The organism is Lysinibacillus sp. FJAT-14222 (assembly GCF_001278875.1).
GTDB lineage: Bacteria > Bacillota > Bacilli > Bacillales_A > Planococcaceae > Lysinibacillus > Lysinibacillus agricola.
Window position 1 is genome coordinate 174,467 of sequence record NZ_LIYL01000059.1, and the last position, 22,133, is coordinate 196,599.

The window sequence follows — 22,133 nt, forward strand, 5'->3', positions numbered from 1 at the left end:
TATATCGTCCTATTTACGTAGGGACGTTTTTTCTTTAGGTCTTACTCTTGTTGTATTTTTCATAACTAGGGTGGTACCGCGATTTTAATCGTCCCTACGTATTTTACGTAGGGACGTTTTTTCTTTAGGTCTTGCTCTTGTTGTATCTTCATAACTAGGGTGGTACCGCGATATTTTTATCGTCCCTACGTTTTCGTAGGGGCGATTTTTATATGAAAGGAAGCAATTGTATGAGAAAGGAGTCACGATAGACCAATATGAATAAAGACCGAATTGTAATAAACAAAGAAATAGAAGAAGAGAGGAGATAAAGAGATGGAGTCACAGCAATGGACATCAAAATTAGGTTTTATTTTAGCTGCAGCAGGTTCAGCAATAGGTCTTGGCGCGATTTGGAAGTTCCCGTATATGGCCGGTATTGGAGGTGGCGGTGCGTTCTTCCTTATTTTCATCGGTTTTACATTATTAATCGGTTTACCATTATTATTAGCAGAATTTGTAGTCGGAAGAAGTACACAAAAAGAGGCTGTTGAAGCATATAGAAATATTGCTCCAAAGACGCTATGGCCGTGGGTCGGAAAATTAGGGATTGTCACATGTTTCATATTGCTTTCATTCTACAGTGTTGTAGGAGGATGGATTTTATTATATTTATGGAATGCAATTACAGGGAGACTATGGGAAGGAAATGGTGCGTACGAAGCAACTTTTGATGAAATCATTTCTAATCCATTTTTAGCGGTTGGATCACAGCTATTATTTATTCTTCTTACTATTTTTATCGTAAGTAAAGGTGTTCAAAACGGTGTTGAAAAAGTAAATAAGTATTTCATGCCAGCACTATTCGTTTTATTCTTTGTATTAATTATTCGTGCTCTTACATTAGATGGAGCAGGAGAAGGGGTTCGTTTCTTCTTACAACCTGATTTCTCAAATGTTACATCTGAAGTTATTTTATATGCGATGGGGCAGTCGTTCTTCTCGTTATCTGTCGGTGTAGGCGTAATGGTAACGTATAGCTCATACTTACCGAAAGAAGAAAGTTTACCACGTTCCGCATTTTCTATCGTCGGTTTAACGCTTGTGATTACATTACTTGCAGGGCTTGCTATTTTCCCGGTAGTCTTCGCATTTGGAATGGAACCATCTCAAGGGCCAGGTCTATTATTTATTGTATTGCCAGCGATTTTCAGTAAAATAGCATTCGGAAAATTATTCTTCATTATTTTCTTGTTACTATTTTTCTTTGCAACGATAACATCAGCCATTTCAATGTTGGAAATTAGCGTTGCCTCTTTAACGACAAAAGGTAAAGGGAAACGCGAAAAAATGGCATTGATGGTAGGGTTACTAATCTTTGTTGTAGGGATTCCATCGGCGCTTTCATTTGGCGTATTGAGCGATGTGACATTGTTTGGAAAAACCATCTTTGATTTAGCAGACTTTACAGTAAGTAATGTTCTTATGCCACTCGGTGTATTATTAGTTGCGATCTTCGTACCGTTTAAAATGAAGAAAGATGTTTTAATGAAAGAATTGGGTGTAAGTAAAAATAAAGGCTATAAATTATTTGTATTATGGTTATTCTTACTTCGCTATATAGCACCAATTGCAATTATTATCGTATTTTTAAATGTAATTGGATTGATTTAAAATACAAAAGGCCCTAGCATATCGTTATGTTAGGGCCTTTTCGCTATCAATTATCTGTTTGGCAATTCGTGTACTGTAAAAAAGTAAACGTAAAGTAACTTCAAAATATATAATAAAAGTTGATTTTGAAGTTATTTTTTGTTTACTTCACTTTTTTTCGGCACAAGAAGATTTGATTTTAACCGTCATCCCAAAAGCTGCTCAGGTCCAAAAGAAACTGATCGGGGCACCTCAAGAACTGCTCAGGTTCAAAAGAAAACTGCTCGGGTTCAAAAGAAGACCGCTCTATTCACCTAAAAAACTGCTCCGGTTCAATCAAATATAGCCCTCCACGGAATAAAAGCGGAAACCAACGCAAATCAAAGCAATACCTGTCTAAAACAGATAAAATATCCAAAAAAAGAATAGCTTGACATCAAACGAAATAGCACAAACATCACAATTTTTTCTGCATATCATAATGGAGAAAGCGTTTTCTTCAATTAATATAGAAGAAAGGCACTACAATTCAATCAAGTTTGCTGAAAAATACTTGCTAATTTAAGTATGGATAAAAGGGTTCTTGCATGGTGTACATTTCGTTACTTGGTTTTATTACAACATTTGGGGAGAAGGGCATGAAACCTTGATTGGCTAATTATCTTTGGATAGTCATGTCCGAAGAGATTCGGCATGTAGATGTTGTAATAAAGATCCACAACCTGCTGTTGAAGTGATACATCTTTATACAAGCAAAATTGTTTATATTGATATCCACATATATTTTCGTAAAGACGTGGTTTATTTTGGCATGTCCAATCTCTCACTAAATTCTGTAAATTAGATAATTTCAGCTAGTTCAGACAAATATTTGTACGATTATAGGAAATCCACGAAAAAAATTCGCAAAAACCTTAACTATTTCATATGAAATCCGTATAATAAATCAAACAGTGTGAAAATTGTACATTTTCTATCGATTAATTGCGTGAATTTTTTAAATTGTATTGACGTAGGGAACGATAATTTGTACACTGTGTACATTCAATTGTTTTTTGGAGGAATACATTTAATTTAAAAAGTTAGGATTTGATGGATTATGATCGTATGTAAATTTGGTGGAACATCTGTAGCAAGTGCAGAACAAATTCAAAAAGTAGCAAACATTGTAAAGTCTAATCCGGCACGTAAAATCGTAGCCGTTTCAGCACCTGGGAAACGCTCTGGTGACGATATAAAGGTAACTGATTTATTAATTAATTTAGCAACGGCAGCATTAAAAAATGAAGATATTGAAGGGGAATTACAAATTGTTGTGAATCGTTTTATGGCGATTGCAGATGGTTTGCAATTAGATCATACAATTTGTGACGTGATAGCCAAAGATTTACGTGAACGTGTACAAGGTAATAAAACGAATGAGGAATTATTTATTGATAGTATCAAAGCGGCAGGAGAGGACAATAACGCGAAGCTAATCGCAGCTTATTTCAATTCAATCGGAATGCCGGCACGCTACGTAAGTCCAAAAGAGGGTTTGGTAGTCAATGATTTACCTGAACGCACGTATGCATTACCAGAGGCTTATGCCAATTTAGCACCTCTAAAACATACAAAAGAAATTATTGTGTTCCCAGGTTTCTTCGGTTACACTGAAGCGGGCATACTGCGTACATTTGACCGCGGTGGCTCTGATATTACAGGCTCAATTTTAGCAGCAGCTGTTGAAGCGGAGCTTTATGAAAACTTTACGGATGTGGATTGCGTGTTCTCCGCGAATCCGAAAGTCGTGAATGATCCAGTGGAAATTAAAGAAATTACGTATCGCGAAATGCGCGAATTATCCTATGCAGGCTTTTCGGTGTTCCATGATGAAGCGTTAATGCCTGTCTACAAGATTGGGGTGCCAGTTAACATAAAAAATACAAATAATCCAACAGCCCCAGGTACTCGTATCGTACCAAGACGCCCTGCAACAGGTCGTCCAGTTACAGGTATCTCGGCAGACAGTGGCTTTTCAACTTTATATGTGTCAAAATATTTGATGAATCGTGAAGTAGGCTTTGGACGTAAGCTTCTACAAATTTTAGAAGATGAAAATATTTCATATGAACACACACCGTCTGGTTTAGACGATATTTCTGTCATTATGCGTTCAAATCAAATAACATTAGAAAATGAAGAACGAATTCTTTCTCGTGTGAAAAATGAATTACTTGCAGATGATGTGCAGATGCGTCATGGTTTCTCTATGATTGTTATCGTAGGCGAAAATATGCGCAATAACACAGGTCTAGCGGCACGTGCTGCAACTGCGATTTCAAAAACAGGTGCAAATATAGAGATGATTAATCAAGGTTCATCTGAAGTTAGTCTAGTATTCGGTGTGCAACAAGAATTTGAAAATCAAATTTTACAAGCGCTTTATGAAGAGTTTTTTGCACATGCAAGAGTATAAGGAAATAAAGTGAGCAGTGGAGGGGGTCACCCCCACTGATTAATAGTCTTCACCAATCGCGCTTTTACGGGCAGTTAATGTCCCACCTCCCAACTTTGCTTTCGTTAAATGGGAGTCTTACGGCTCGTTAATGCGAGATAAACACTAATCCTTGTATTGGGTTAGTGTTTTCTTTTTGACGAGAATACGGTAAAATCGAGGGCGTACATAGATTGGAGGGCTTTTTTTGAAAAAATTATCGTTTGGTATGTTTCTATCAATGATTGGCATACTATTTGTTTGTTTAACGATCATGGATATCTTACCGTCATCGACAAAAACAATGAAATTTGTCTATATCGGTATTGGCTGGGTATTTATCATTGCTGGATCCATTATTCGTTTTAAAAATTTAAAACAAAAGCAATAAGAAATATCTCGAAATTGAATTGTTATAAAACGCAGATTTATGATACAATTTCAAAAAAATAAATAATTCGAGTATTATGAAGTTATAATGCTGTACAAAAATTCGAAAGGTTCAAATTTGGGATAGATCATTAAATTAAGGTTGAACAGTACAAATTCTTCTTTGTAAGAATTTGTTTTTTTTATCAATGAAATGAATAGGAGGTGAGATAATGCCAGTACTACGTAAGGATGATATTCATATTTCCGACCATTATGTTGCCGTCCAAACAGATTCACCGATGAAGGTCGTATCCTCGGCAGTACATAATCCGGGCTTTGGCTTTTATACACATTTGATGAATCGTTCAGTGCCCTATACGTATGATGAACGCAAACCACAGGTAGAATTACAACGTTTTTTAAAGTCTGAGGGTTTTCCAATTGACAATACAGTTGCGATGATGACGGCTGTCTATGCCAGGTATGCAACAATTCGTGAGTTTACATATGAGGGAATTCATCTTGTCATAATGATTACGGCTGGTCTTGGCAATGCCGTCGATATTACGCGTGCCTTTCATCGTCAGGAGCAGTATCATGCTGGGACAATTAATACGTGGGTACTAATAAATGGGAGATTGTCGGATGAAGCTTTATTTCAGGCAATGATTTCTACGACAGAGGCAAAGGTCAAGGCACTTATGGATGAGGGCATAACAGATCCAACAACGGGTACACAAGCTACAGGTACTTCAACGGATAGCTTGTTGATTGCCTCAACAGAGGAAGGTGACTACCATCAATATGCAGGACCGATTACGATGCTAGGAAAAGTTATTGGCCACGGTGTTTATGAAACGATGCGTGAGGCTATTCAAAAATATAAAAAAGATAAAGAGGAGAATCCTATATGATGGTACTGATGATTGCCTGTATCATCGGGCTTGTTTTTGATTTAATTGTAGGGGATCCTCCTAAAATGCCTCATCCAGTACGCTGGATTGGAAAGCTCATTCAATCTCAAACAGAATTATGGAATAAAGGAAGAATGAGAAAATTCCGTGGCATGGTGATGGCGCTCGCTGTAGTAGGCACAACCATGTTTGTCGTGACGGCTATTTTACTACTAAGCTATCAGGTTAGCCTATTATTTGGCATATTGGTTGAGGGGCTACTTATTGGTATAGGACTCGCGCAGCGTAGCTTGAAGGAAGCGGCGATGGCTGTCTACGAACCGCTTGCCGAAGGGGATTTTGCTGAAGCTCGCGTGAAGCTTTCTTGGATTGTCGGACGTGATACGGAGAAGCTTGACGAAGATGAGATTGTTCGCGGTGTTGTGGAAACGGTCTCAGAAAATACGAGTGACGGTGTAACAGCTCCATTATTTTATGCCTTTTTATTTGGAGCAATAGGGTTATGGGGCTATAAGGCAGTCAATACGTTAGACTCTATGATTGGCTATAAAAATGAAAAATATAAAGACTTTGGTATGTTTGCTGCCAAGCTGGACGATGTACTAAACTTTATTCCAAGTCGATTAACTGGCCTACTAATGGTGCTAGGTACGAAAAATGAAACAAATGTATCTCTTGCTAAGCGCTTAAAACGTTGGGCTCAGGATGCGAAAAAGCACCCGAGTCCTAATAGTGGTTATTTAGAGGCAGCAACAGCTGTGCAACTTGGTGTACAGCTTGGTGGAAAAAATACATATCAGGGTGTCGTTTCATATCGAGCAATAATGGGCGAAAAATTAGTTCCATTAACAAAAGAGCATATTGCAACGTCTGTTATTCATATGCGCATTGCTACTTTGCTCTTTACTCTTGTTATATTAGCAGTGGAGGTGTTAATTTTTGCAATTACCTAATCACGGAGCAAATCCGCAAAATGTTTATCATCAGCTAGGGCTTGTTATGCCCGAAGAAGTGTATGATTTTAGTGAAAATGTCAATTCGGCAGGGCCGCCTCCGTTTGTTGAGGCACGTTGGCGGACATTTTATCCGCTTATTCAACGTTATCCAGATCCGGACGGTGAGCCGTTTTTATCAAAGGTGGCAGCTTTTCATGATGTTCAGAAAGATTCTATATTACTAGGTAACGGTGCATCCGAGCTTTTTAGTGTTCTAGTTAGACGCTATGCCAATAAGCGTATTATTATCGTACACCCAACTTTTTCAGAATATGAACGAACATTAACAGCAGTAGGTGCTGAAATTGTGCCTGTTATAGTAGAGGATATTGTTCACTACACATTGCCGATGGAGCATCTGAAGCGTGAAATGGTGAACGCAGATGCTTTATATATTTGCACACCAAACAATCCGACGGGGGTGCTTCCAAAGAAAGAGGAGCTTCTCCAATTAATCTCTCACGGTGCAAAGGTCAATTGTGAGCTTGTCATTGATGAGGCATTTATTGACTGGGTGGATGAAGCCTATTCATTGATCCAGTATGTGGTAGAAAACCCTCATTTGATCGTCGTTCGTTCGATGACAAAAATGTATGCGATTCCAGGATTACGCCTAGGCTATTTAGTGGCGAGCCCTGTAGTTGTTGCTGAGCTAAAGTCTATCCTACCGCATTGGAACTTGAATGCCTTTGCCCTCACTATCGGTACAGGCTGTTTAGATGAACACGTTTATTGTCAGCATGCTATTGCCTATGCAAGAAAGCAGCGGGAATCGCTACAAAGCTATTTACAAAAAAATGGTTGCCAGGTAACGAATAGTGTAACGAATTATGTATGTTTTGCCTTACCAAAAAATCAGCAAGCCGATACATTTTTTACGTATTGTTTATCAAAGGGCGTCGTACTACGTCATACCAAAAACTTTATGGGCTTAAATGGTGAATGGTTCCGTATCGGGATTAAAGATATTGTGGCCATGACTTATTTACAGAACTGTTTACAGGCGTGGTTTAACGCTAATTAGGGGTGAGAAAGGTGACAACATTTTATTTAGTGAGACATGGCGAAACGGTGTGGAATAAAGAGCATCGGCTACAGGGATGGTTAGATTCGCGACTGTCTGAAAAAGGTATTTTACATGCAGAAAAACTTCGAGATCATTTGAAAAATTTTTCTTTTACAGCGGCATTTAGTAGTTCAAGTGGACGTGCCAAGGAAACGATGCACATTCTTGTAGGTGATCGACAGCTTCCGATATACTATGAAGATAATTTTCGGGAGATTTTTTTAGGAAATTGGCAAGGGAAAACAGTCGGGGACATCATGACTACGCATCGCCTTGATTATGAATTATATACCGATTATCCTGCACAATTCGTTGCAACCCATACCGAAAGCTTTGGTGCGGTAACGGAACGAGCGATGTTTACGTTAAAAAAGATTGCAGAAAAATACCCGGAGGACAATATCATAATTGTATCCCATGCTGTAACGATTAAATGTATTATAAACGCCATTTTAGGCAGAAGCATCGATCAGCTTTGGGCAGCACCATTCATTAATGGTACAAGTGTAACGATCATTGAACAATTCCAGCAACAATGGGTCGTTAAAGATATCGGTAACATTCAACATTTACAATAGGAGGCGTAACCATTGCCACTGATTTTCATTACAGGGGGAGTACGCAGTGGTAAATCCCACTTTGCTGAAAAAGCGGCTGTTACTCACTATCAAACAAAGTTCATGCAAGCACAACGACTTATTTATATTGCTTCTGGAGTAGCGATGGATCGTGAAATGGAGAAGCGGATAATGCGACATCAGGCAGACAGACAAGCGCAAAATATCGAGTGGCTTACGATAGAAGCACCTTATGAAATCGCAGGTACATTGCATAAACTGACCGATGGAGATATCGTGTTATGGGACTGTGTGACTACATGGCTGACAAATGCATTTTATGAGGGTTATGACATGGGGACTCCCTGTGTGGAACAACCAGGCTGTTTAGAGGAGAAGCTTCGTGTTTTAAAAAAGGCAGTAGGGACGTTACTTGAGAAAAGGGTGACGTTTTTTGTCGTCTCGAATGAATTATTCGATGAGCCTCCATATATAAACGAGGAAGTTGAATTATATCGACAAATGCTCGGACAATTACATCAATGGTTCGTTTCTATAGCGGATGAGGCGTATGAAATTAATTATGGTATCGTAAAGAAGTGGAAATAATGAACGCGCTTAGAAAATTAAAAGAAGGCAGGCAAGACGATGAAAAGTTTCTGGCATAGCATACAACTTGCATTTCAATTTTTTACAGTTTTGCCGGTACATAAAGAAATTCCTTTAACGAAGGCAACTATTACAGGGATGTTCGCCTTTTTGCCATGGATTGGGGCTCTTATGGGCACCTTAGTGGCAGCGGTGATATATGGTTTAACAGAATGGACGGCGAGCAGTGAGGTATTGCTTTCTTTTGTGATTATCGGATTACTCGCTTTATTTACTGGTGGTTTACATTTAGACGGTTTTATTGATATGGGGGATGCGTATTTTTCGTATCGGGACCGAGAGAAGCGGCTTGAAATTTTAGATGATCCACGTGTCGGTGCATTTGGTGTACTTTCAGTGCTATTTTTAGTGCTAGGTAAATTTGTTATACTGCATGAACTATTCGTGCAGCATAAGTTAGCTCTTTGGATGCTTATTTTTATTCCCTTATTAACACGAGTAGGCATGAGTTTTTATTTTATGTCGCTGAAGTGCTCAAAAGAAAAAGGGCTTGCCTACTTTTTTAAATCACATATTAAGCCGGGATTACTTATATGCTTTATGCTTATCACACTAGTTGTGGCGTATAGTAGCTTATTGTTTGTAATAGGCTTCTCAATTGTTCCATTAGTGCTGATAGCTGTATTAGCGATTGCCTTTCTAGTTTTTCGGCAATTTACAGTGCGCAACTTTGGTGGCGTTTCAGGGGATTTACTCGGTGCATCAATTGAAGGGATGGAGGTTGTTCTGTGGGTGACGTTGTTATTGTGCGCTTAATGAGACATGCACCAACAAAGGAAAATTTGGAAAAGCGATATATTGGCTGGACAGACTCGTCATTAGCTGATGCATCTTTGCTTTCTGTTGTAGATAAAGGTGTCACGAAAGTGCACGGTAGTGATTTGCTACGCTGTAGGGAAACAGCTGCTCGTTATTTTCCGAATGCAACTTACATGGCAGATAGAAGATTTCGAGAGTCGAACTTTGGAGAATTTGAAGGGCGAACATATGAGGACTTAAAATCGGATGGTCGTTATTGTTCATGGTTAGATGATCCCGTTCAGTCACCACCTCCAAAAGGGGAAGGCTTCGATGTATTTTGTGCGCGTGTCATTGAAGGATTCACAGCATTACCAAAAGATGAAGATACTTATCATCTCGTTGTACACGGTGGAGTCATTCGAGCGCTACTTGTTGCATTTGCACCAACTGAGCAACCTTTTTGGTCGTATCAAACACCGCATGATAAAATGTTTTCTTTAACGTTTACAAAAAAGGCTTGGGAGGAGGGAGCGAGATGCATGTCTTTATCGGAGGAGCCTATAGTGGAAAAACCGACTATGTTATGAAATTGCTTGCAGATCAACAAGTTGAGCTTGTAGATGGCTATGTACCTGATGATACTCCTGCCTGTGATGTACTTGTTATTAAAAACTTAGAGAAGTGGCTCATAACACAAGATCTTGAGGATGATGAAACCCTTATTAGAACCATTTTGACAAGGCTAAAGACTCTTGAAGAAAATTGTACACTGTATATTATTGTGACCGATATGGGACGGGGAGTTGTGCCAATGGAAAAACAGGCACGATTATTACGTGATGCATGTGGGCGTTTGTACCAGGCATTATTTGCTGAAGCCGAACTCGTTGTACGCATCTGGTACGGTATCGGGGAACTAATCAAATAATATAGATTTGAAAAATTTAGAAGGCTTTTCATTAAAAATGTTTGGGTTGATGATTGTTAAAACCTTCGCTATGTTTGTTAGTTGATTGGAGTGGAGGCTGAGTGACTCCTTGGGGATCAGCGATAGAGGAACCAAGGCTAAAACCATCACGTCCTGTGATAACGCCTTCGTGACCAACATCATGCTGTTGCTGTCGCTACGCTTTCGCGCAAAAAACATCTGTTGGCCCAAGCGGCTCATCGGACGCCCCCAGGAAGCTTTGTTCTGTGCGAAAGCGAAGCGGCAGCAACAAATGTTTTATCTGTGCGAAAGCGTAGCGGCAGCAACAAAGCACCCAGCCGGAACGGAAATCAACCACACGTTATAATGAATAGCCAAATATTAAAGGAATGAGGGAATGGGATGGATCGACAAAGATTGATGAAATTGACGCTCACTGCCATGGTAGCGGCAATTTGTGCAGTGGGTGCAGTCATTAAAATTCCAACATTTATTACAACTGCTGCGTTGGACTCTGCTCCTGCATTTTTGAGCGTTGTATTTTTATCTCCAGTATTAGCTGGGGTTGCGGGGGGAATTGGGCACTTGATTTCAGCCTTAACTTCGGGTTTTCTATATGGACCACTACATATTATTATCGCAGTGGAAATGTTTATTGTTGTATGGATCTTCGGGGTTATGCATAAAAAAGGAATGCATTTTTGGAAATGGCCTGTTGCGCTTATTTTAAACGGCGTTGTCTCACCATTACCGTTTTACTTTATCATTAGTCCGGCGTTTTACTGGGGTTCTCTTACTAGTCTTCCATTAGCAACACTTATTAATTTAGTCATCGTTGCCATTGTGATGCCAATTCTGTCTAAGGTGTTTGTGCGTAAGGAAGGTCGAGTACATTGAGAAATGCAATAAAAGTAGGTGGGCTCATTACTACAACAGATAATGCCGCAGCAATTGGTGAAAAACCACAAGATATTGTGTCTGCCCCAGATCAACTAACGGCATACTTGACCGCACGTGTTACCTTTTTAGAGCAGCTTGCGGCAAATGCTTTACCGACACATATCCTATTAGCTAATTTTTCAGGGGATGCTGCATGGTCTCGTTATGTTGCCGGCATTCAACAGGTCTTCGATGAGGTTGGTCTTATTTGTCCACCAATAGACGGTAGCACAGAGTCCAATATGCCGACTTTACAATCAGGTTTGTCCATTACGATGCTTGGTGAGCAGCAGAAACGTACATTATCTAAGCATGAATACCTTGTTTGGTACACATATGGACTGCCGCTTGTAGGCAATGAAGTCCTTGCGCAGCCTGAGGATGTCGCACAGCTACAACCTATTTTTCAGGCGTGGAAAGAGGAAATTGTGCAGCAAGTTTGGCCAGTTGGATCAAAGGGGCTGCAAGCAGAATTTACACGACTTTTTGATGATCAACAGGTCGGAAGTTCGTTAGATGTTGAAAAAACAGCTGGTCCATGTGCAGTCATTTTACTCGGAATACATCCAGAAAAAGAGCAGCTGGCACAAAAAAAATTTCCTAGAAATTTTGAAAAACTACGTAAAACTGCATTGTATTAGGGCTTGCTTCGAGAAAAAGTAGCACATTACAAATTGCAAGGGGCAAATCGCCTATTGCAACAGTAAACACAATATGTTAGATTTGTTTAGGAGTTAAAACACAATATATAGTATTTTGGACAAACGGTACCAATATGGTTTAAAAGGGAATTCGGAAAAAGAGTCATCTTAAGCCGAAGCTGTCCCCGCAACTGTAAGTGCTGACAAATGATGAATAGGCCACTGTGAAAAATGGGAAGGCTATCATTTGGAGGAAGCATGAGCCAGGAGACCTGCCGAGATGTTCAAGACAGCAACACATTCTTCGGGGATTGAGAAGTGGAGGCGAGAGATTTGTTCACTTCTTTGTGTGCATGTCCTTCATTTCCATTTCCGATTTTACAGCGATCACGTAACCGATAGATGTTGCGTGATCGCTTTTTTGTGTTGTCTGGAGAAAGAAAGGGAGAGAATGTGTACATGACAATTCAAATCGAACAGCAAATGGCTAAGCTTAAGAAAAGTTATACGGAGGATGAACTTGAAAGTTTTGTAAGGTTATCGGATCGATGGCTACGAAAAAACGACAATGCCACATTTGAAGCATGGGCGGATGCGATGATTTTACAAACGCTTAGCCTAATTGACGAAGAGGAGCCATACTGGACATTTGTCGCAGCGCAAATTTATTTAGAAAAATTATATGACCAATTTGCAATGCGCCGCGGTGTTTCGGTAAAAGATGTTTATAAGGTTTTCCCAGCACAATTAGCGCGCTATACAGAGGCTGGTTTGTATCATGAAAGTTTAACAACAAAATATAGTGAGCAGGAGCTTCAGGAACTTGCTTCTTATTTAGAACAAAGCCGTGATGAATTGTTTACGTATATTGGCTTAAAAACATTAATGGATCGCTATGTTGTCCGTGATTACACGAAAACACCAGTGGAGCTACCGCAGGAACGTTGGATGGTCATTGCGATGACACTTATGCAGGATGAAACAGAAAATCGTTTAGAAAAAGTACGTGAATCTTACTGGGCGATGAGTAATTTATATATGACTGTTGCCACACCGACATTATCGAATGCAGGCAAAACGCATGGACAGCTATCTAGCTGCTTTATCGATACAGTAGATGATAGTTTACAAAGCATTTATGACACGAATACAGATGTCGCAACATTATCGAAATACGGTGGTGGTATTGGTGTTTATATGGGCAAAATTCGTAGCCGTGGCTCATCTATTAAAGGCTTTAAAGGTGCATCAAGTGGTGTATTGCCGTGGATTAAACAGCTTAATAATACGGCGGTTTCAGTCGATCAGCTTGGTCAACGACAAGGAGCAATTGCTGTCTATCTAGATGTTTGGCACAAGGACGTCTTTACGTTTTTAGATTTACGCTTAAACAATGGGGATGAGCGTATGCGTGCCCATGATATTTTCACGGGGCTTTGCTTACCGGATTTATTTATGGAAGCTGTTGAGGCACGTGAGGAATGGCATTTATTTGACCCACATGAAGTGCGAGAGGTCATGGGCTTCTCACTAGAAGATTTCTACGATGAGAAAAAAGGTGACGGTTCCTTCCGAGAAAAATATGCGGAATGTATCGCCAATCCATTATTAAGTCGTGAGAGCGTACCGGCTATTGATATTATGAAGCGTATTATGCGTTCACAGCTTGAAACAGGCGTACCGTTTATGTTCTATCGTGATGAAGTAAATCGCATGAATCCGAATAAGCATGAAGGGATGGTTTACAGCTCGAACCTGTGCACAGAAATATTCCAGAATATGTCGGCTACTGAATTTGAGTCTATTACCTTAGAAGATGATGTCATCGTAACACGTCGCAAGCCAGGAGATTTCGTTGTCTGTAACTTATCATCTATTAATTTAGGTAGAGCTGTACCGGCTGGTGTTCTAGAACGATTGATTCCAATTCAAGTACGTATGTTAGATAACGTTATTGCCTTAAATACAATTCCAGTTAAACAGGCAGAGCGTACAAACTTGCGCTACCGTGGGATTGGACTTGGAACATTTGGTTGGCATCATTTACTAGCTTTGAAAGAAATTCAATGGGAGTCTGAGGATGCTGTAGAATTCGCGGACAAGCTATATGAGGAAATTGCCTATTTAACAATTCGTGCTTCCAACGATTTGGCAAGTGAAAAAGGTGCTTACCCATTATTTGAAGGCTCAGATTGGCATACTGGTGCGTATTTTGACAAACGTGGCTATGACAGTCATAAATGGAATGCGTTACGCGCCGCGGTTGCGGAAAAAGGTATGCGCAACGGCTATGTTATGGCGGTTGCCCCTAACTCATCAACATCCATTTTAGCGGGCAGTACGGCAACGATTGATCCAATCTTCCAAAAGAGTTATTCAGAGGAGAAAAAGGATTACAAAATTCCAGTAACAGTACCAGATCTATCACCAGTGACGACTTGGTATTATAAATCTGCTTATTTCATCGATCAAAATTGGACAATCAAACAAAATGCTGCACGAGCACGTCATATCGACCAAGGCATTTCACTTAATTTATATGTTCAAAATACGATTAAGGCGAAGGACTTACTAGCACTGCATATGAATGCTTGGGCGAGCGGTGTGAAAACGACATATTATGTGCGCTCAACATCTGTAGAATTGCTAGAATGTGAGTCTTGCGCGAGCTAGGAGGAAGTAACAATGACAACAATTATAAAACGACAAATTATGGATAAAGATGCACCGAACCGTTCAACAGGAATTGTCAACGGACGTTCTTCAAACATTTTAAACTGGGATGATGTGCGTTTCAGCTGGGCTTATCCAAAGTATAAAAAAATGCTTGGTAACTTCTGGACACCATTCGAAATTAATATGAGCAATGATGTCAAGCAATTTCCTGAGCTATCAGCGGATGAACAGGAATCATTTTTAAAAATAATTGGCTTACTGGCACTATTAGATAGTGTACAAACAGATTTTGCTGGCAAAGTGGCAGACTATTTAACAGATTCCAGCTTAAATGCGTTAATGATTATTTTAGCGCAGCAGGAGGTAATCCATAATCACTCTTATTCTTACGTGCTCTCAAGTATTGTCAATAAAGATGAGCAGGATCGTACGTTTGACTTTTGGCGTACAGAGCCAGTATTAGAGCGACGCAATGATTTCGTTATTAAGGGCTACCGTGCATTTTCGGAGGAGCCAACTGTTGAAAATATGCTAGAAGCGATTGTCTATGATGTGATTTTGGAAGGTTTATTCTTCTATTCTGGCTTTGCCTTCTTCTATCATTTAGCACGCAATCAAAAAATGGTGGCAACGTCAACGATGATTAATTATATTAACCGCGATGAGCAGCTTCATGTCGATTTATTTGTGAAAATTTATCAGGAGCTATTAGAGGAATATCCTCAATACGATACGCCTGAACGAGCAGCTCGTGTACAGGAGATTTTCCGTGAAGCTGTACAGCTAGAAATCGATTGGGCAAATGAAGTAATTGGCGATAAAGTTAAAGGCCTCGATGTGGAAGATGTGCATGATTATGTGCATTTCTATGCCAATGTTCGCTGTAATCAGCTTGGCGTGGAGCGTCCATTTGAGGGCTACCGCAAAAATCCATTGAAGTGGGTTAAAGCTTACGAGGATGTTGACTTAGGAAAAACAGATTTCTTCGAGCAACGTTCTCGTCAATATGTAAAGGTCAATGTAGAAGATAACGGCTTTGATGATTTGTAATGCTAAATACACCTCAATGTTGACATAACATTGAGGTGTATTTTTTGTGAGAGTACTCGGGTTAGGGGTAAACGACTTAGGTAAAATAAAGAAGTGCCCAGCTAAGAGGGAGACCTGGATTGAGTTCATAAAAGAAAAGGAGGCATTTTCATTCCTTTAGGTTATTGGAATGGCAATTGCGATTATCGTAATAACAAGAAAAAGAAATAAGTTTATAGTATCGTACTAAACTATTTCGCACTAAGAATCGATCATTAAATGTTATCGCTACACCTTTCCCATCCTTTTCGGCGTGAATGTGTAAATGTGGATCGCTTGTATTTCCCGAGTTTCCTACTTTTCCAAGTATTTGGCCCTCTTTTACTTTTTCGCCTTTTGCATAGGGGCTAATAAAACGGTAGCATCATGGTTCTCACATGATAGGGTGACATGATTTCCCTTAGGATTTTCTGGATCAGATTTAGGAGGAGGGAGATCAGATAAATCATTTTGGATGCTGACTACTTTTCCATTACAAGGACTATACAAATCATCTGCGAATATTTTATACTTATCCAATTCTTCAGGATATAGTCCACTTGCACGGGTTCCAATCGTATTTAATTTTAAAATGTCTAAAGCATATTTTTGACCTGGATGGGCTTGATGATAGTTCATTAACTCCTGATTGCCACCCTGTCCAACATAGTAGGTGCCATTCTTAAGTGGGAAAGATAACTCAATTCCTTTTTCGGCTACTGTATAGCTTTTTACGACCAAAGCATTATAAGTACCAAAAACCAAAATAAGGACAATATAAATACCAATTGAAAACTTTTGATCTAGTGTATATTTTATGGTGAACGGTAAATTACTTACCCTTTTCCAAGAAAAAACGAAAGTGACAATCAAGATAACCAACCAAAGAAAGCGAACATAATAACCAACCCAACTCCAGTTTCCTGCTTGAAATAACCAAACGATTAGTGCTGCAGTCACGAATGAGTCCAACAACCATTCCAGTTTACTTTTAAAAGTAGCTTTCCATAGCGAAATAATAAAGCTGGCAGGCAATACGATTAGCATACCAATGGAATAAAAGATTGGAAACACTATTTCTCATCCCCTTTTGATGCTTTATTGGAAGCTATAACATTATTGGCAATATATTTCTTCATCCTAATTTTCATTGCAACATAGTGATAATAGTAAAAGAACCTTTATCCCGGATTTCCCTAATTGAAGATATTCTAAGGTTGGTAGGCTGAACAACATTATCAATCGTGTCCCAAATAGTACGAGACACGAAAAATTAATTGCCACTTGAGAATGTTTTTCAGTTATAATTAGGAGCAAATGTGATTTAAATAGAACGGAGACGAAAGAATGCAGGCAGTTAGACAGTTAGGGCAGTATTTAGGGCCCTATAAATTTTTCACCTTGATTGCGCCATTATTAATGGTACTAGAGGTAACGATGGATTTACTTCAGCCGACCATTATGCAGCATATGATTGATACAGGTATTGCCAATGGCGACAACCCATATGTGCTGAAAATGTTCATATGGATGCTGATAAGTGCAGTACTAGGACTTGTTGGTGGGATAGGCTGCTCCTATTATAGTTCGAAGGCAGCTATTCATTTTGCATCGGATGTTCGTCAGTCACTTTATGAAAAGATGATGACGTATTCGGCAAAGGAACGTGATGCTTTTACGACAGGGAAGCTCATTACGATTTTAACGAGTGATGTGGAAAGTGTTCAGCGTGCGTTTATGATGACGCTGCGTATTTTTGTGCGTGGCCCACTTTTATTTATTGGAGCTGTCGTTATTGTTTTTGTGACGGCACGTGAGCTATTTTCCATACTTCTTATTATCGTGCCACTGTTAATTATTGCGATGTACTTTTTCACCAAGTATTCGGGTGTCCTATATCGTAGGGTGCAAGAGGCAATTGATAGTGTCAATACGAAGCTTCAGGAGAATTTAGCGGGGATTCGTGTCGTCAAGGCATTCCGTCGTGAAACGCAACAGATTGAACAATTTGGTGCTCTTAATAATACGCTGACAAAACGCTTTATTACAGCTGAACAAATCGTTGGCGTGCTCGTGCCGTTTACGATGTTCGTTGTCAATCTAGGGATTGTAGCAGCACTTTGGCTGGGTGCTATTAAAGTAGAAGCCGGTACATTGCAGGTTGGGGTGATTCTCGCTTTTATTAACTATTTAACGATTATACTAAATGGATTAATGACTTCTAGCATGGTGCTGATGCAAATTGCACGTGCTATTCCTTCGGGAGAGCGTATCGTAGACGTCTTAAACAAAGAAGTAGCGGTCAAGGAAGCAGAAAATGCACTTACATCACCAATTCAAGGAGAGATCGACTTTCAAAATGTGAGCTATCGTTATTATGAAACGGCTGAGGATGTCCTGAAAAATATTTCATTTTCGGTAAAACCAGGGCAAACGGTAGGTCTAATCGGCAAAACAGGAAGCGGAAAATCAACGCTAGTCAAGCTCTTACCACGTTTGTTTGACCCAACAAGTGGCGAAATACGCTTGGATGGAAAGCCTCTAAAGGATTATGCATTACCAACTTTACGAAAACATATAGGCTTTACCTCTCAAAAAGCATTACTATTCTCAGGTGCAATTGACAACAATATCCGCCTTGGTAAGGAAGATGCAACGTCAGAGGAATTACAGCAAGCTCTTAATGCAGCATGTGCCACAGAATTTGTGGAGCGACTTGATAAAGGCTTAGCGCATGAACTGTCACAGGGGGCAACAAATCTCTCTGGCGGTCAAAAGCAGCGACTTTCGTTAACGCGTGCACTCGTAAGACAGCCAGCTATTTTAGTGCTGGATGATACAACATCTGCTCTTGATAGCGCCTCTGAAAGACATGTCCAACAAGCCATTAGCAATGAATATAAAGACACAACGACGTTTATCGTGGCGTCTAAAATTGCTTCGATTCAACAGGCAGACCTAATTTTAGTATTAGAGGACGGCGAAATAGTTGGTCAAGGTACACATCAACAATTATTACAGAATAATAAGTCCTACCAAGCAATTTACGCTTCACAGCAAAAGGCTGGTGAACAACAATGAGTCAAAATCAACCGAAGCAAATGAATTTTGGACGTGGACCACGTATGGCAGGGCCTGCTGAAAAGGCTAAAAATCAAAAGACAACGATCTATCGTGTGTGGCAATATGTGAAGCAGCAAAAAATAGGGCTTTATTTCTCTATATTTTTTGTTATTGCCTCGACGTTTTTAAGCTTAGCAGGACCGTACTTAATCGGACATATCGTTGACGAATACATTATGAAAAAGGACATTGCTGGTACGGTTCGTTTAGGTATTGTACTAGCAGTTATCTATACAGTAGCGTCTATTTTTACATGGCTACAAACCTATGTCATGATTCATGTGGCCTTGAAAACAATTCGAACATTACGGCTTGAACTATTTAAAAAGCTCCAAACGTTAACATTGAGATTTTTTGATCAGCGAGCACTTGGTGATTTAATGAGCCGTGTGACCAATGATATCGATAATTTAAATACTGCACTTGCACAAAGTGTGACACAAATCGTATCGTCAATTTTAACAGTAATTGGTGTTAGTATTGCCATGTTCTCTCTTAGCTGGCAGCTAGCGATCGTGACACTTATTATTATTCCGCTAATTGTTTTTACGACAAAGCAAATTGTCAAACGTAGTAGTAAAAACTATGCGGCACGTCAACGTGATTTAGGGAAACTCAACGGTTATATTGAGGAGATGATTACAGGGGCGGAGGTTGTAACTTTATTTGGGAAAGAGCAACAAACTATCGAGACGTTCCATAAGCAAAACGAAAATCTCCGTAACTCGGCACAGCGCGCAGAAATTACTTCAGGTCTACTAGGGCCAATTAATAACTTTATGAATAACTTAGGCTTAGCTATTGTCATTGGCACGGGGGCATTTTTATCAGTAAAAGGTATCGTTTCTGTTGGCGTTATCGCTGCGTTTGTCACGTATACCCGTCAATTTTTCCGTCCGCTGAATCAGCTATCCAATCTTTTGAATACCTTCCAGTCAGCGATTGCAGGGGCAGAACGAGTCTTCGAAATTTTAGATGAACCTTCGGAAGTAGCTGATAAAAAGCATGCTATTGATTGTCAAAGTCTAAAAGGGGAAGTGACATTTCAACATGTGTCCTTCAGTTATTTGCCAGAGAAACCAGTACTGCAAAATATTAACTTCCATGCCAAGGCTGGTGACACCATTGCACTTGTCGGACCAACGGGATCAGGGAAAACAACCATTATTAATTTGTTGACTCGTTTTTATGATGTTGATGCAGGTGAAATTTTAATTGATGGTCAAAACATCGAGGATTATAAAATGGCAACGATTCGTCAAAGAGTGGGTGTCGTGTTGCAGGATACGTACTTATTTTCTGGGACCATTCGTGAAAATATTCGTTTTGGAAAGCTTGATGCCACGGATGCAGAGGTGGAGGAAGCGGCGAAAATAGCCAATGCCCATAATTTCATTAAATATTTACCTGCACAGTACGATACACCTGTACAGGCGGGCGGCGCAAACCTCAGTCAAGGTCAACGCCAATTATTGGCTATTGCCCGGGCAATTTTGGAAAATTCGGATATTTTAATTTTGGATGAAGCAACGTCCAGTGTGGATACGCAAACAGAGGTCGATATTCAAAAAGGTCTACAGCATTTAATGCAGGGACGCACAAGCTTTGTCATTGCACACCGCTTAAAAACAATCGAAAATGCCGACCAAATTCTTGTTATTCAACAAGGTGAAATCGTTGAGCAGGGCAATCACCAGCAGCTCATGCAAAAACAAGGCATTTATAGTAACCTCCAGCAAAATCTTTTGCTAGAGCGAGTGGAATAAGATATAGAAGGCTGTCTATTAAGTATGTAAAAACTTTTAGACAGCCTTTTTAATTTTGTAAATAGAGAGAAATTAATAATAATCCTGACACACGTGCATATTCATAAGCAGATGATAATCCTTTAAACCAATTTACATTAATTTTAGGGAATTGAAATCGTAAAAGAACCATATAAAACTATAAAAGGAGGAAAGTTTTTATGAACAAAAATCTCTCTGCAAATGTGAGTATGGTTTACATGATGACAAATAATCAAGTGATGAATCAAGTCATTGCTTTTTACAGGGACACAAATGGGATGCTCGCCTTTGTGGGTGCCTATCCAACTAATGGTAGAGGTACTGGTACAAGGAAAGTTTCTGCTGCAACGCCAAACAATGGTGTCGATCCCCTTACGTCACAAGGAGCTTTAACCTTGTCTCGTGATGGTCGTTTCCTACTCGCAGTAAACGCAGGCAGCCATAGTATTAGCAGTTTTATCATTAGTGACAGCGGTGCGCCTGTTCTCGTGGATGTGAAGCCATCGGGAGGTGCTCAGCCAAATAGTGTAGATATATTTGGAGATCTTGTCTATGTTGCCAATGTAGGGTATGCCGCAAACAATTTTGCATCGAACATCATGGGTTTTCGGATAGATGAACACGGACGCCTTACTCCTATTGCTGGCTCCTCACGTTCTCTCAGCACTATCAATGCCGAGCCCGCTCAAGTTCTTTTCACGCGTGATGGTAATAAGCTCCTTGTAACCGAGTATACTTCAAACCGTCTTAGTGTTTACAATGTAAATCAAAATGGTACGGTTACAGAACCGACCGTTAATGACTCTTATGGTGATGGCCCATTAGGTGCCTATTTTTTATCATCTGGAATTCTCTTAGTTACTGAAGCAAGTTCGAATGCCCTGTCATCCTATTCAATGAGCAACGACGGGATTCTTCATGTAATCAGTGGCTCTGTACCAAACGGCTATAAAACCGCATGCTGGGTAATCACGACAAGAGATGAACGTTTTGCATTCATAACTAATACTTTAAGTGGCACTATTTCCACTTACCGGATCGATCCCAATGGTGCACTGTCAGTAGCAGGGCATATTACCAGTACACCAGTTGGCACTGCTCCAGGACTGCCGATGGATGTTGGAGTGAGTAAAGATGGACGGCATTTTTACACCCTTAACGGCAATCAGGGGACAGTCTCCGTATTTGCTATTCAAGGGAATGGAAGTCTAGTTAGATTGCAGGTTGCTGCTTGGACTCAACTTCCTTATTTTGGCTCGCAAGGGTTAGCGGTTCTTTGAATTTATTGAGCGTTGGGTGATAAATAAAAAAAGTTGGGTGATAAATTTTAAAAGTTAGGTGATAAATAAGAAAGGTTGGGTGATAAATTTTAAAAGTTAGGTGATAAATAAGAAAAGTTGGGTGATAAATTTTAAAAGTTAGGTGATAAATAAAAAAAGTTGAGCGATAAATCAAAGTTAGGCGATAAATTTAAAAATTAGGGCGATAAACCTTGGAATTGTTCCGATAAATCAAAAATTTGTTCCGATAAACCTTGAAATTGTTCCGA

Annotated in this window: 20 protein-coding genes and 1 riboswitch; of the genes, 18 read left to right on the forward strand and 2 right to left on the reverse strand. The window is 39.7% G+C overall.

Annotated elements, in window-relative coordinates; all coding sequences use genetic code 11:
* Positions 1-315 precede the first annotated feature (315 nt).
* The 11 genes from AN161_RS24570 (at position 316) to AN161_RS24620 (ending at position 10,350) form a co-directional block, all read left to right on the forward strand.
* Complete coding sequence (locus AN161_RS24570) at positions 316-1,653, forward strand: sodium-dependent transporter (RefSeq protein ID WP_053596940.1); 1,338 nt, start codon at positions 316-318, stop codon at positions 1,651-1,653.
* 1,078 nt (positions 1,654-2,731) lie between these two features.
* Complete coding sequence (locus AN161_RS24575) at positions 2,732-4,090, forward strand: aspartate kinase (RefSeq protein WP_053596941.1); 1,359 nt, start codon at positions 2,732-2,734, stop codon at positions 4,088-4,090.
* A 226-nt stretch (positions 4,091-4,316) separates the two neighbouring features.
* Positions 4,317-4,499, forward strand: coding sequence for a hypothetical protein (locus tag AN161_RS24580; RefSeq protein ID WP_053596942.1), 183 nt, complete (start codon positions 4,317-4,319; stop codon positions 4,497-4,499).
* A gap of 211 nt (positions 4,500-4,710) precedes the next feature.
* Positions 4,711-5,394, forward strand: coding sequence for an adenosylcobinamide amidohydrolase (locus AN161_RS24585; protein WP_053596943.1), 684 nt, complete (start codon positions 4,711-4,713; stop codon positions 5,392-5,394).
* The gene (cbiB, locus tag AN161_RS24590) at positions 5,391-6,347 is read left to right on the forward strand and encodes an adenosylcobinamide-phosphate synthase CbiB (RefSeq protein ID WP_053596944.1); all 957 of its coding nucleotides are present in this window, start codon (positions 5,391-5,393) and stop codon (positions 6,345-6,347) included. The genes AN161_RS24585 and cbiB overlap by 4 nt, the downstream gene beginning before the upstream one ends.
* Positions 6,334-7,413 (forward strand): aminotransferase class I/II-fold pyridoxal phosphate-dependent enzyme, encoded by a 1,080-nt coding sequence (locus AN161_RS24595; protein WP_053596945.1) that lies wholly within the window; start codon positions 6,334-6,336, stop codon positions 7,411-7,413. Before cbiB ends, AN161_RS24595 begins: the two co-directional genes overlap by 14 nt.
* 11 nt (positions 7,414-7,424) lie before the next feature.
* The gene (locus tag AN161_RS24600) at positions 7,425-8,033 is read left to right on the forward strand and encodes a histidine phosphatase family protein (RefSeq protein WP_053596946.1); all 609 of its coding nucleotides are present in this window, start codon (positions 7,425-7,427) and stop codon (positions 8,031-8,033) included.
* 12 nt (positions 8,034-8,045) lie between these two features.
* Positions 8,046-8,621 carry a bifunctional adenosylcobinamide kinase/adenosylcobinamide-phosphate guanylyltransferase gene (locus AN161_RS24605; RefSeq protein ID WP_053596947.1) on the forward strand — a complete coding sequence of 192 codons (576 nt, stop codon included), beginning with the start codon at positions 8,046-8,048 and terminating at the stop codon, positions 8,619-8,621.
* 39 nt (positions 8,622-8,660) lie between these two features.
* Positions 8,661-9,437 carry an adenosylcobinamide-GDP ribazoletransferase gene (cobS, locus tag AN161_RS24610; protein WP_053596948.1) on the forward strand — a complete coding sequence of 259 codons (777 nt, stop codon included), beginning with the start codon at positions 8,661-8,663 and terminating at the stop codon, positions 9,435-9,437.
* The gene (locus AN161_RS24615; protein ID WP_053596949.1) at positions 9,410-10,009 is read left to right on the forward strand and encodes a histidine phosphatase family protein; all 600 of its coding nucleotides are present in this window, start codon (positions 9,410-9,412) and stop codon (positions 10,007-10,009) included. Before cobS ends, AN161_RS24615 begins: the two co-directional genes overlap by 28 nt.
* On the forward strand, positions 9,958-10,350 hold the full coding sequence (locus tag AN161_RS24620; protein WP_053596950.1) for a bifunctional adenosylcobinamide kinase/adenosylcobinamide-phosphate guanylyltransferase: 393 nt from the start codon (positions 9,958-9,960) through the stop codon (positions 10,348-10,350). Before AN161_RS24615 ends, AN161_RS24620 begins: the two co-directional genes overlap by 52 nt.
* Here AN161_RS24620 and AN161_RS30385 read toward each other — a convergent pair.
* Positions 10,339-10,590 carry a hypothetical protein gene (locus AN161_RS30385; RefSeq protein WP_053596951.1) on the reverse strand — a complete coding sequence of 84 codons (252 nt, stop codon included), beginning with the start codon at positions 10,588-10,590 and terminating at the stop codon, positions 10,339-10,341. The two genes, AN161_RS24620 and AN161_RS30385, sit on opposite strands and share 12 nt — an antisense overlap.
* Positions 10,591-10,752: 162 nt before the next feature.
* On the opposite strand from AN161_RS30385, the gene AN161_RS24630 reads away from it, so the two are divergent.
* The 4 genes from AN161_RS24630 to AN161_RS24645 all read left to right on the forward strand — a co-directional run bounded on the left by AN161_RS24630 (position 10,753) and on the right by AN161_RS24645 (position 15,656).
* Positions 10,753-11,247: an ECF transporter S component gene (locus tag AN161_RS24630; protein ID WP_053596952.1), complete on the forward strand. Its 495-nt coding sequence runs from the start codon at positions 10,753-10,755 to the stop codon at positions 11,245-11,247.
* Positions 11,244-11,930 (forward strand): hypothetical protein, encoded by a 687-nt coding sequence (locus tag AN161_RS24635; protein WP_075807350.1) that lies wholly within the window; start codon positions 11,244-11,246, stop codon positions 11,928-11,930. The genes AN161_RS24630 and AN161_RS24635 overlap by 4 nt, the downstream gene beginning before the upstream one ends.
* Before the next feature lie 107 nt (positions 11,931-12,037).
* Positions 12,038-12,225, forward strand: a riboswitch (cobalamin riboswitch).
* Between the two features lie 164 nt (positions 12,226-12,389).
* Entirely contained in the window at positions 12,390-14,603 is a 2,214-nt protein-coding gene (locus AN161_RS24640) for a ribonucleoside-diphosphate reductase subunit alpha (RefSeq protein WP_053596953.1), read from the forward strand.
* 12 nt (positions 14,604-14,615) lie between these two features.
* Positions 14,616-15,656, forward strand: a complete 1,041-nt coding sequence (locus tag AN161_RS24645) for a ribonucleotide-diphosphate reductase subunit beta (protein WP_053596954.1) — start codon at positions 14,616-14,618, stop codon at positions 15,654-15,656.
* A 360-nt stretch (positions 15,657-16,016) separates the two neighbouring features.
* Here AN161_RS24645 and AN161_RS24650 read toward each other — a convergent pair whose 3' ends face one another.
* The gene (locus AN161_RS24650) at positions 16,017-16,748 is read right to left on the reverse strand and encodes a hypothetical protein (RefSeq protein WP_053596955.1); all 732 of its coding nucleotides are present in this window, start codon (positions 16,746-16,748) and stop codon (positions 16,017-16,019) included.
* Positions 16,749-17,021: 273 nt separating this feature from the next.
* Here AN161_RS24650 and AN161_RS24655 point away from each other — a divergent pair, with 273 nt between their 5' ends.
* The 3 genes from AN161_RS24655 (at position 17,022) to AN161_RS24665 (ending at position 21,864) form a co-directional block, all read left to right on the forward strand.
* Complete coding sequence (locus AN161_RS24655; protein WP_053596956.1) at positions 17,022-18,755, forward strand: ABC transporter ATP-binding protein; 1,734 nt, start codon at positions 17,022-17,024, stop codon at positions 18,753-18,755.
* Positions 18,752-20,563, forward strand: coding sequence for an ABC transporter ATP-binding protein (locus tag AN161_RS24660; RefSeq protein ID WP_053596957.1), 1,812 nt, complete (start codon positions 18,752-18,754; stop codon positions 20,561-20,563). The genes AN161_RS24655 and AN161_RS24660 overlap by 4 nt, the downstream gene beginning before the upstream one ends.
* Before the next feature lie 200 nt (positions 20,564-20,763).
* On the forward strand, positions 20,764-21,864 hold the full coding sequence (locus AN161_RS24665; RefSeq protein WP_053596958.1) for a beta-propeller fold lactonase family protein: 1,101 nt from the start codon (positions 20,764-20,766) through the stop codon (positions 21,862-21,864).
* The last annotated feature ends 269 nt before the right edge of the window (positions 21,865-22,133 follow it).